The sequence below is a fragment of the Xanthomonas sp. BRIP62415 genome, assembly GCF_003993515.1.
Lineage (GTDB): Bacteria > Pseudomonadota > Gammaproteobacteria > Xanthomonadales > Xanthomonadaceae > Xanthomonas > Xanthomonas euroxanthea.
In genome coordinates, this window is the sequence record NZ_QEZH01000034.1 from 96,849 (window position 1) to 107,791 (window position 10,943).

The following is a 10,943-nucleotide window of genomic DNA, read 5'->3' on the forward strand; positions in this document are numbered from 1 at the left end:
GTGACCCGTTTCCTCGCCCGTTCCCGCACCGCTGCATCCCGCACTGTCGAACAAGGACTTTCCATGCCTGCTCCCCAGCCCGCTCCGCGTCGCACCGCCACGCGTCCCGCTTCCCTGACGTCCTTGTTGTGCGTGTCCGGCCCGTTGCTGCTGCTGGCCAGCACGCACGCCCAGGCGATCCCCTCGTTCGCGCGCCAGACCGGCTCGTCCTGCGCGGATTGCCACATCGGTTCCTACGGCCCGTCGCTCACGCCTTACGGCATGCGCTTCAAGCTTGGCGGCTTCACCGATACCAATGGCGAAGGCACCAAGATCCCGGTGTCCGGCCAGCTGACCTGGGCGCGCAACAATCCCAGCCGTGGCGACAGCACCGCGCGGCTGACCCAGGCCGACCTGTATCTGGCCGGCCGGGTCAGCGACAACATCGGCGGCTACTCCAAGATCCGCTCCAACAACAGCGGCAACGCCACCTTCGATACGCGCCTGGACGATGTGGACCTGCGCTTTGTCAGCAAACCGTTCCAGATGGCCGGCAAGGACACCATGCTCGGCGTCAGCGTCAACAACAATCCGGGCATTTCCGACCCAGTGCATGTGTTGCCGAATGCGTCCACCCTGACGCCGGCATCCAATGGCGGCGCGTCCACCATGCTCAGCTCCTCGTCACTGTCCAACCGCGTCATCGGTGCCAGCGTGTACGGGCTGTACGACAAGAACTGGTACGGCGAAGTGGGCAGCTACAGCGCGTTGTCGCCCTCGGCGCAGGATCGGCTCGGCTGGCCGATCAACGGCGACCCGGGCAAGCTCAGCGACACCAGTTATGCGCGTCTTGCGTACATGAAGGACATGAAGCGGCAGTTCTTCTCGGTGGGCCTGACCGCGCTCAACACGCGTCGCCAGCGTCCGCGCAACGGGCCCAGCGATGACCTCACCGATTTCGGCTACGACCTGACCTATCAATTCCTCGGCACCCGCGAACACGTGCTGTCGCTGGCCTACGTCAACATCTACGAGCGCCGCAGATACGGCAGCCCGCTGATTCCGTCCGACCCGACCATGCCCGCGCTCGACCGTGGCAGCGTGCGCGACCAGACCATCAGCATGAACTACGCGTTCAAGCAGACCTACGGCGTGCTGGCCGCGCACATGATCAACACCGGTTCGTTCGATGCAGCGCGTTATTCGCCGGTCGGCATCCCCGACACCACCAGCAATCTGATCCTGGTGTACTGGAGCCCGTTCGGGCGCGAAGGCACCTACACCACCAATGCCAACCTGCGCGTGTCGGCTGGCTGGTTCCGCTTCGACAAGTTCAACGGCAGCACCTCCAACGTGTTCCGCGGACCGCCGATCACCAATCCGCGCGACCTCGACAGCTTCACGCTGTCGGTGAACCTGGCGTTCTGATTTCCCCTGTTGCACGCAACCGTACGGACTCCCATGCCTTCATTTCCCAAGACCCTGTTGTGCGCTTCGCTGGCCGGCCTGCTGCTGGCCGGCGCCACCCTGACCGCCCCGGCGCGGGCCGCCGATGGCAAGAGCGTGTTCGCAAGCGAATGTGCCGAATGCCACAGCGCCGCCCAGGGCAAGAACAAGAAGGGCCCGTCCCTGTTTGGCATCGTCAACCGCCCTCCCGGCAGCGTGGCCGATTTCAGCGGCTACTCGCCCGACCTCAAAGCTTATTCGGCCGTGCTCAAGGGCCGCTCGACGGACCTGATGCCGAACAAGGGCGTCTGGGATGCAAACAGCCTGAAGGCATTCCTGAAGCAGGACTCCAAGAAGGCCCTGCCCGGCACCAAGATGAAGTACGAAGGGCTGGAGGACGAAAAGGAACTGGACGCGCTGATCGCCTACCTCGCTACCCTGCATTGAGACCGTCCGGCAGGCGACGGACCGGCCGCGCCGGCACCCCGGCGCGGGATGCCTGCCCCAGGGCGGTCCCGGCACCGGCCTGACCGCGCCGCCGGTGGAGGGGGATGCCCGCTTCAAGCAGCGTACAGCCGGCCGGCCGCAGTGTCCGCGTCCAGCACCGCCCCCCGGACCAGCACTGCACATGTGTGCCGGGCCGCGTTGCCTGAACCGGTCCCTTCGCGTATACGGACGAAACCGTCGCAGCCGCGGCGGTCTCGTCCTGCGTGATGGGTGACTATCCCGCCCCGCCCTGTGCCGACGTCCTACGCCCTTGCCCACCGTGTCACCCGCCCAGCACGCCCCCTTACGACCGCGACGCCGCTGCGCCTGCGGCGGGCAGCCGTGGGGCGCGATCGGTGCACGCCCGACGCTGTCCGCCGTGTTTTTGTCGCCAGGCCTGCCTTGTACGTCTCTGCGCTGCGGGCGGCGCCACCGCGCGCCGTTGCGCCGCAGTCTGTTGCTGGCGCTGGTGCTGGGCCCGTGCGGCAACGCGCTGGCGGATAACCTTGGCGGCGCGGTCGCCGTGGCCTCGACCCTGATCGACCGCGGCATCTCGGTCGCACCCAACCGCGTCACCCTGCAGGCAGCCGGCTACTGGCTGCCCTCCCCCGGCTGGTCGGTCTCGGTGTCCACGGCACTGCAGTCGCCCTCGCTGAGCCGGCCGGTGGCGGTGACTGCCCAGGGCGCACGCGCCTGGATGCTGGACGACCGTTGGCAGATGCAGGCCAGCCTGTTGTATTACGCCTACCCCGCCGACCGCCAGTCGCGCACCTTCGACCGCCAGGAAGCGAGCCTGGCGTGGTCCTACCGCGACATGCTCACGTTCTCGCTGTCCACCTTCAATTTCCCGCGTGCGCAGCGCTCGCCCTGGAACAAGGTGATCGATGTCACCGCCAGCGTGCCGCTGTCGGCCAGTGTCAGCCTCTCGGCAGGCGCCGGCATCTCCGACTTTCCGGCCATGACCTACGGCGCCCAGAGTTCCGGCCGCTATCGGTATGGGCAACTGGGCCTGAAATGGAACCACGCCGCATGGACCGTGAAGCTGGACCGGGTGCTGACCAGCAGCAACACCCCGCGCGCGCAGGGCGGCCCCGGCGAAACGCCGTGGGTGGGCATGGTGTCGCGCGCGTTCTGATCCACCCGCAACCTTTTGCCCGCTCCCGGGCACCTAGAGGTGTCCTCTGCCGTGCGTGCCTTGATGAATGACTCCGACACCCTGGGTGATGCCACCGATCGCATGCTGCTGCGCCGCATGGCGGCGGGCGATCGCGCCGCGTTGTCCACCATGTACACCAGCTATCACGGCCGGCTGTGCCGGTTCCTGTCGCGCCTGACCCGGCGCCCGGACATCATCGAGGAAGCCATCAACGACTGTTTCTGGATCGCCTGGCAGAAGGCCGGCGACTTCCGCGGCGATTCGCAGGTCTCGACCTGGATCATGGGCATTGCCTACCGCTGCGGCCTCAAGTGCCTGCGCCAGCACGACGGCGAGGCCATCGACGATACCGCCATGGTGGAAGACCACGCCCCCAGCGCCGACGACAACGACGACCGCGAACTGCGCGACTGGCTCGACAAGGGCATGGATCGGCTGTCGCCGGACCAGCGCCTGGTGATCGAACTGGTCTATGGCGTCGGCCACAAGCTGGAAGAAGTCGCCGAGATCATGCAGTGCCCGGTGGGCACCATCAAGGCCCGGCTGTTCCATGCGCGGGTCAAATTACGCAATGTGCTGCCCGGCCTGGCCGGCGGCGCTCCCTATACGGAGACCATGCAATGAAGACGTTTTTCATCGCGCCTGGCAAGGAATGCTCGCACGCCTGGGAACTGATGCCCGCGGTCCTGCTCGACAGCGCCACCGAGGAAGAGAACACCTGGCTGATCGCGCATGTGGCCAAGTGCGCCTCGTGCAGTGCCGAGTTCGCCCAGCAGAACCGCCTGCGCCAGGCGCTGGCACTGCCGTCGGCGGTGAAGCTGGACCCCGACGCCGGCCTGCAGCGCCTGCTCGGCCGGCTGGATGCGCCGGAGCAGACCAGCGCGCCTGCGCCGCCGCCGGCAGCGCGCCGCTCCGGCAGCTGGACGGTCCGTGCCCTGGCGGCCGCGGCCCTGGTGCAGGCGATCGGCCTGGGCGTCATGGGCGTCAAGCTGGCCGCGCCGGCGCCCTCGCACGACTACCGCACGCTCAGCAGCGCCACCACCCAGCCGGTGCCGCAAGGCGCCATCCGTGTGGTGCCGGACGCCAGGATGACCGTGGCCGACTGGGACCGCCTGCTGCATGCGCAGCAGTTGCAGGTGATCGGCGGGCCCAACGACATGGGCGCCTACACCGTGGTGCCGGCCGCACTGCAACCGCCGGCACAGCCGCAGCGGACCGTGCAACAGCTGCGCGCCAACCCCGGCATCCGGATGGCCGAGATCGTGTCCGCGCCATGAAGCGCATGCTCGCCATCGGCGTGATCGCCGCATGCATCGGCCTTGGCACGCACACCAGCGTGCAGGCCGCAGCGCAGGAGCCGGCGCAGGTCGTCGCCGCCGGCAGCAGCACGCCACCGGCAGCCGATGCGCAGACGCCCGACAGCAGCCGCGACATCCTGCTGGCGGTGGCCAACCCGCTCAGTGCGCCGCCGGCGCGCGCCGGTTCCAGCCTGATCGGCTACGCCTCCAGTTACTACGGCGCCGGCCAAAAGGCGGCCGCGCGCATGGAAGCGCTCAAGCAGCGCTACAAGCTGCGCGAAGTCGCCGGCTGGCCGATCACCTCGCTGGGCCTGTACTGCGCGGTGTTGCAGCCGCCGCCGGGCGTGTCGCGCGACGAGCTGGTCACTGCGCTGGCCGACGACGACGGCGTGGAGCTGGTGCAGCCGGTGCAGGATTTCTCGGTGTTTTCCGCCGACGCGTCGGAAAAGACCACCGCGCTGTCCGGCTACAACGACCCGTACGTGGATCTGCAACGCGGCTTCATCGCCACCGATGCGGCCAGCGCGCAGACCGTCACCCAGGGCCGCGGCGTGGTGGTGGCGGTGGTGGATACCGGCGTGGACACCACCCATGCCGACCTGAAGGCGCGCATCCGCGATGTGCACGACCTTGTCGACGACGCGCCGGTGATGACCAGCAGCGACTCGCACGGCACCGAGGTGGCCGGCATCATCGCCGCCGGCAGCAACAACCATCAAGGCATCGTCGGCATGGCGCCCAAGGCCATGCTGAGCATCTACAAGGCCTGCTGGTATGCGCCCAGCGTCGGCGCCACCGCACGCTGCAACACCTTCACCCTGGCCAAGGCGCTGGCGGCGATCAACAACAGCTCCGCGCGCGTGATCAACCTGAGCCTGGGCGGCCCGGCCGACCCGCTGCTGAGCAAGATGCTGCAGCACCTGGTGCAGCAAGGGCGCATCGTGGTCACCGCAATGCCGCCGAACGGGCGCCTGGACGGCTTTCCCAACGATGTGCCGGGCGTGCTGGTGGTCCGCAGCAGCAGCTCCAGCGCCGCCATGCCCGGCGTGCTCAGCGCCCCCGGCAAGGACATCCTGACCACCCAGCCGAACGGCCGCTACGACTTCACCTCCGGCTCGTCGATGGCCACCGCGCATGTCAGCGGCATGGTCGCGTTGCTGCTGTCGCTGTCGCCCTCGCTCGATGCCAAGGCACTGCGCGAGCTGATGCAGCGCACCAGCAAGATCTCCGACGGCCAGTTGCAGGTCAACGCCGGCGCCGCCGTGCAGGCACTGGCGCCTCCCGCCCGACATCCCAACTGACGACACCGGCATGGCCAAGTGGATTCCCCTGTGGCTGCATAAACTCAGCTCGCCGCCCGTCTTCTATCGCGTCGCCGGACGCGTGCGCCCGTGGGCATTGGGCCTGGCGCTGTTGCTGGGTGCGGTGGCCGCCTACGGTGGGCTGGTGCTGGCGCCGCCGGATTACCAGCAGCACGATGCCTACCGCATCATCTTCATCCACGTGCCCAGCGCCTGGATGAGTCTTTTCATCTACGCGGCGATGGGCGTGGCGGCGTTCATCGCGCTGGTATGGCGGATCAAGCTGGCCGAGGTGGTGACCATGGCCTCGGCGCCGATCGGCGCGGCCTTCACCTTCATCACCTTGTGCACCGGCGCGCTGTGGGGCAAGCCGATGTGGGGTACCTGGTGGACCTGGGATGCGCGGCTGACCTCCGAGTTGCTGCTGCTGTTCCTGTATCTGGGCGTGCTCGGCCTGTACCACGCAGTGGAAGAGCGCCGCCAGGCGATGCGCGCGGCCGGGCTGCTCGCGCTGGTGGGCCTGGTCAATCTGCCGATCGTGCATTACTCGGTGGTGTGGTGGAACACCTTGCACCAGGGCTCCACCGTGCGCCTGCTCGGCCCCTCCACGATGAGCGCAGACATGCTGTGGCCGCTGCTGACGATGCTGCTGGCCACCAAGTGCTACTACGTGGCCAGCCTGTTCGGCCGCGTGCGCGTGGACCTGCTCGCCCTGGACAGCGGCAAGGACTGGGCACGCCGCATCGTGTTGACCGGGCGCACCGCATGACCACCTTGCTGGACATGGGCGGTTACGGGCAATACGTGTGGACCGCGTACGCCGTGTTCGTGCTGGTGCTGCTGGCCGATCTGGCATCGCCGTGGTTGCGTCGGCGCCGCCTGCCGCGCGAACTGCGCGGCCAGCTGCAACGGCAGACGCCGCGGCGCCCACGCGATGTAGCGTCTGCAGCGCCGCTGGAGCGTGAGGCCCCATGAACGCCACCCGCAAGCAACGCCTGTGGCTGGTGCTCGGCGCACTCGCCGCCGCCGCTTTGGCGGTCACGCTGATCGTGCTCGCACTGCAACGGAACATGAGCTATCTGTTCACGCCCAGCCAGGTGCATGCCGGCGCAGCGGCAAGTTATCAGCAGTTCCGCCTCGGCGGCATGGTCAAGGCCGGCTCGATCCAGCGCGCCACCGACAGCCTCACCGTCCATTTCACCGTGATCGACAAGCACGCCGCGACGCAGGTCGAATACACCGGCATTCTTCCGGACCTGTTTCGCGACAACCAGTCGGTGATCGCCAACGGGCGCATGCAGGGCGGGCGCTTTGTCGCCAACGAAGTGCTGGCCAAGCACGACGAAACCTACATGCCGAAGGAACTGAAGGACGCGATGGCCGAAGGCCATGTCGGCAAGCCGATGCCCGCCACCGCCGTGCCGCTGTCTGCGCCGCGCTGATGCGACGCGCACGGTGTTCCACCAATCGATGATCTCTCTTCGCTGCACGATGCGATTTGCCCATGACGCCTGAACTCGGCCAGATCGCACTGATCCTGGCGTTACTGCTCTCGCTGGCCCAGGGCGTGTTGCCACTGGTCGGCGCCTGGCGCGGCAACCCCGCGTTGATGGGCATTGCGCGGCCTGCCGCGGTCGGCCAGGCGCTGTTCGTGTGGATGGCGTTCGGCCTGCTCGCCTGGTCGCTGCTGTCGCTGGATCTTTCGGTGCGCTATGTCGCCGACAACGCCAACCTTGCCCTGCCCTGGTACTACCGCTTCGCCGCAGTGTGGGGCGCGCACGAAGGCTCGCTGCTGCTGTGGATCGCGATCCTGTCGACCTGGACGGTGCTGCTGGCCGCCTTCAGCCGGCATCTGCCGCAGCAGTTCGCCGCGCGCGTGCTGGCGGTGCTGGGGATGGTGTCGGTGGGCTTTCTGGCCTTCATCCTGCTGACCTCCAATCCGTTCGGGCGGCTGTCGCCAATTCCGCTGGATGGCAACGAGCTCAATCCGGTGCTGCAGGATCCGGGCATGACCTTCCACCCGCCGGTGCTGTACACCGGCTATGTGGGGTTCTCGGTGGCGTTCGCGTTCGCGGTGGCGGCCCTGCTCGGCGGCGAACTGGAACAGGCGTGGGTGCGCTGGGCGCGGCCGTGGACCAACGTGGCCTGGGCCTGCCTCACCGCCGGCATCGTTGCCGGCAGCTGGTGGGCATACGCGGAACTGGGCTGGGGTGGCTGGTGGTTCTGGGACCCGGTGGAAAACGCCAGTTTCATGCCGTGGCTGGTCGGCACCGCGCTGATCCACACCCAGGCGGTCACCGAAAAACGCGGCAGCCTGCGCGCCTGGACCATCCTGCTGTCGATCCTGGCGTTCTCGCTGTCGTTGCTGGGCACCTTCCTGGTGCGCTCGGGCGTGCTGACCTCGGTGCATGCCTTCGCCGCCGATCCGCGCCGCGGCCTGTACATCCTGATCTTCCTGATCGCCGTGGTCGGCGGCTCGTTGCTGCTGTACGCGCTGCGCGCACCCAGGATCGCCAGCGGCAAACCGTTCGCCGCCGCCTCGCGCGAGACCGCGATCCTGATCGGCAACCTGCTACTCACCGTGGCCGCGGCGATGGTGTTGCTGGGCACCTTGTTTCCGCTGGTGGCCGATGCCTTCGGCCTGGGCAAGGTGTCGGTGGGGCCGCCCTACTTCGGCTTGCTGTTCCCGCTGCTGATGATGCCGGTGATGCTGTTGCTGCCGTTCGGCCCGTACCTGCGTTGGGGCAAGGCCGAGGCGGCGCCGTTGCGGGCACTGGGCACGCGCGCCGGCATCGCCGCGATTGCCTGTGCGCTGGTCGGCAGCCTGTTTGCCGATGGCCAGGTCAAGGCGATTGCCGGGATCGGCGTCGCCGCGTGGGTGGCGGCCGGCACCGCGCTGTACATGCACAAGCGCTGGCGCGAGATGCCGCGCGGCCGGCGCTTTCCGGCGGAAATGGCCGGCATGCTGCTCGCGCATGCGGGCGTGGCGGTGTTCGTGGCCGGCGTGCTGGTGTCTGAAAGCCTGTCGGTCGAACGCGACGTGCGCCTGGCACCCGGGCAGACCGCCGAGATCGCCGGCTACGCCTTCCGCTTCGATGGCGTGCAGTTGATCGACGGGCCGAACTGGAAGGCCGAACAAGGCAGCGTGCAGGTCAGCCGCGATGGCCAGGTGGTGGCGCAACTGCATCCGCAAAAACGCCTGTACAGCAGCGAGCGCATCCAGACCGAATCGGCGATCGACCCCGGCATCACGCGCGATCTGTATGTCGCACTCGGCGAGCCACTGGACGATCAACACATCGAATACGACTGGACGCTGCGGCTGTACTACAAACCCTTCATCCGCTGGATCTGGGCCGGCGGCCTTTTGATGATGCTGGGCGGTTTTGTCAGCGCCTGCGCCCGCCGTTTCCGTGCGCCGGCCCTCGCCGGCACGGCGGCCAGGGCACCGGCACACGGCGCCCTGGTCACCGCACAGGAATCGCACGCATGAACCGTCTGCTGCCCTTGCTGGGTTTCCTGTTGCTGGCGGCGCTGTTCGGCTTCGGCATCTACTGGACGATGCAGCACAACCCGCGCGAGGTGCCCTCGCCGTTGATCGGCAAGCCGGCGCCGGCGTTCTCGCTGCCGCTGCTGGATCAGCCCGGGCAACGCGTCAGTCGCGATCAGCTGCTGGGCAAGGCCTACGTGCTCAATGTGTTCGGCAGCTGGTGCGCCGAATGCGTGCACGAACATCCGGTGCTGATGGCCCGCGCCAGCCGGCTCGGGGTGCCGCTGATCGGCTACAACTACAAGGACGCGCCTGCCGACGCCACCGCCTGGCTTGCGCAACATGGCAACCCCTATGCGTTGGTCATCGCCGATGAAACCGGCCAGACCGCGATCGACTTCGGCGTCTACGGCGCACCGGAAAGTTTCCTGATCGATGCGCAAGGCGTGATCCGCTACAAGCACATCGGCGTGCTCACGCCCGAGGTCATCGACGACGCGCTGCTGCCCGCCATCGCCGCATTGCCCAGGACCACGCCGTGATGGCGGCGCGCCGCGCATGGCGCTGGTACTGGCGCATGCAGGGCCGGCCATTGCGTTTGCTGCTGGTGCTGCTGCTGGGCGCGCTGCTTGCACCGCCGCTGGCGGCGCAGGCGGTGGACCCGCTGCCGTTCAAGAACCGCAGCGACGAAGCGCGCTACCAGCGCCTGACCGCACAGCTGCGCTGCCTGGTGTGCCAGAACGAGAACCTGGCCGACTCCAACGCGGCACTGGCGCGTGACCTGCGCCATCAGGTGTTTGCGCAACTGCAGGCCGGCAGGAGCGATGCGCAGATCAAGCAGTACATGGTCGATCGCTATTCGGATTTCGTGCTGTACGACCCGCCGGTCAAGCGCGGCACCTGGCTGCTGTGGTTCGGCCCGTTGCTGCTGCTGGGCGCCGGTGCGGGCGTGGTGCTCCATACCGTGCGCAAACGTGCGCGTGCCGGCACCCCGATGGCGCCGCCGGCGGAGGAAGAGTGGTGATGACGGGTTTCTATGTCGCAAGCGCCGCGCTGGTGGTGGTTGCCTTGCTGTTGTTGCTGACGCCGTTGCTGCGCCGGCCCACACGCAATGGCAACGCACGCTACATCTTGCCGATTGCCCTGGTGCTCGGCGTGCCCATCGCCACGGCCGGTCTGTATCGGCTGGTGGGCGCGCCGGAGGCGATCGCGCGGCGCGTGTACGCGGCGGCGCAGCCCCTGGCGCAACCGGCCGCCGCGCCGCCGTCCATTGCCGGTGCTGAGCAAACGCGGGCCGCCCAGGCCGACGCTGCGCAGGAGCAGAGGCTGGAAGCGTTGATGCAGCAAGCTAAAGCGCACGAGCAGGACAGCCGCCCCGCCGATGCGCGTGAAGCCTATGCGCAAGCGCTGAAGATCGCGCCCGATCTCAGCGCTGCCCTGGTCGGCTGGGTGGCTGCGGACATGGCCACGCGCAGCGATTTCGCCATCGACGCCGACGCACGCGCCCGCCTGCAACAGGTGGTCGCACGCGAGCCGGATCATCAACGTGGCCTGTGGCTGCTGGGCATCAGCGACTTTCAGCAGCACGACTACCGCGCAGCCAGCGCGCACTGGCGCCATCTGCATGGCTTGCTCGACGCCGGCTCGCCGATGCAGAAAGCGGTGGCCGACAAGATCGCCGTGGCCGAAGCGCTGGCAAGCGCGCGGCAATCCAGGCGCGCGGCGCCCTGAAGCCAGCTGCGGACTGTGTCCGCGTTCAAAGACACCACGCTGCCAGCCGACCGCAG

Annotated in this window: 13 protein-coding genes; all 13 read left to right on the top strand. The window is 68.1% G+C overall.

Translation table 11 applies throughout. The features are described 5' to 3' along the window. Window positions 1-63 precede the first annotated feature (63 nt). Entirely contained in the window at window positions 64-1,407 is a 1,344-nt protein-coding gene (locus EO141_RS18870; protein ID WP_127169947.1) for a cytochrome C, read from the top strand. A gap of 33 nt (window positions 1,408-1,440) precedes the next feature. Then, window positions 1,441-1,872: a c-type cytochrome gene (locus tag EO141_RS18875; protein WP_104582860.1), complete on the top strand. Its 432-nt coding sequence runs from the start codon at window positions 1,441-1,443 to the stop codon at window positions 1,870-1,872. A 451-nt stretch (window positions 1,873-2,323) separates the two neighbouring features. Next, entirely contained in the window at window positions 2,324-3,046 is a 723-nt protein-coding gene (locus tag EO141_RS18880) for a hypothetical protein (RefSeq protein WP_104582957.1), read from the top strand. A 63-nt stretch (window positions 3,047-3,109) separates the two neighbouring features. After that, window positions 3,110-3,691, top strand: a complete 582-nt coding sequence (locus EO141_RS18885; RefSeq protein ID WP_127169948.1) for a sigma-70 family RNA polymerase sigma factor — start codon at window positions 3,110-3,112, stop codon at window positions 3,689-3,691. Further along, complete coding sequence (locus EO141_RS18890; RefSeq protein WP_164739320.1) at window positions 3,688-4,344, top strand: zf-HC2 domain-containing protein; 657 nt, start codon at window positions 3,688-3,690, stop codon at window positions 4,342-4,344. Before EO141_RS18885 ends, EO141_RS18890 begins: the two co-directional genes overlap by 4 nt. Next, entirely contained in the window at window positions 4,341-5,666 is a 1,326-nt protein-coding gene (locus EO141_RS18895) for a S8 family serine peptidase (protein ID WP_127169950.1), read from the top strand. Before EO141_RS18890 ends, EO141_RS18895 begins: the two co-directional genes overlap by 4 nt. A gap of 10 nt (window positions 5,667-5,676) precedes the next feature. Next, entirely contained in the window at window positions 5,677-6,435 is a 759-nt protein-coding gene (ccmC, locus tag EO141_RS18900; RefSeq protein ID WP_104582856.1) for a heme ABC transporter permease CcmC, read from the top strand. Continuing rightward, on the top strand, window positions 6,432-6,641 hold the full coding sequence (ccmD, locus tag EO141_RS18905) for a heme exporter protein CcmD (RefSeq protein WP_127169951.1): 210 nt from the start codon (window positions 6,432-6,434) through the stop codon (window positions 6,639-6,641). Before ccmC ends, ccmD begins: the two co-directional genes overlap by 4 nt. Continuing rightward, window positions 6,638-7,108, top strand: coding sequence for a cytochrome c maturation protein CcmE (gene ccmE, locus EO141_RS18910; RefSeq protein WP_104582854.1), 471 nt, complete (start codon window positions 6,638-6,640; stop codon window positions 7,106-7,108). The genes ccmD and ccmE overlap by 4 nt, the downstream gene beginning before the upstream one ends. Before the next feature lie 62 nt (window positions 7,109-7,170). Continuing rightward, window positions 7,171-9,159 (top strand): heme lyase CcmF/NrfE family subunit, encoded by a 1,989-nt coding sequence (locus EO141_RS18915; RefSeq protein ID WP_127169952.1) that lies wholly within the window; start codon window positions 7,171-7,173, stop codon window positions 9,157-9,159. After that, window positions 9,156-9,698 (top strand): DsbE family thiol:disulfide interchange protein, encoded by a 543-nt coding sequence (locus EO141_RS18920; protein ID WP_104582852.1) that lies wholly within the window; start codon window positions 9,156-9,158, stop codon window positions 9,696-9,698. Before EO141_RS18915 ends, EO141_RS18920 begins: the two co-directional genes overlap by 4 nt. Beyond that, complete coding sequence (locus tag EO141_RS18925; protein ID WP_164739321.1) at window positions 9,698-10,180, top strand: cytochrome c-type biogenesis protein; 483 nt, start codon at window positions 9,698-9,700, stop codon at window positions 10,178-10,180. Before EO141_RS18920 ends, EO141_RS18925 begins: the two co-directional genes overlap by 1 nt. Continuing rightward, window positions 10,174-10,887 (top strand): C-type cytochrome biogenesis protein, encoded by a 714-nt coding sequence (locus EO141_RS18930; RefSeq protein ID WP_206514823.1) that lies wholly within the window; start codon window positions 10,174-10,176, stop codon window positions 10,885-10,887. The genes EO141_RS18925 and EO141_RS18930 overlap by 7 nt, the downstream gene beginning before the upstream one ends. The last annotated feature ends 56 nt before the right edge of the window (window positions 10,888-10,943 follow it).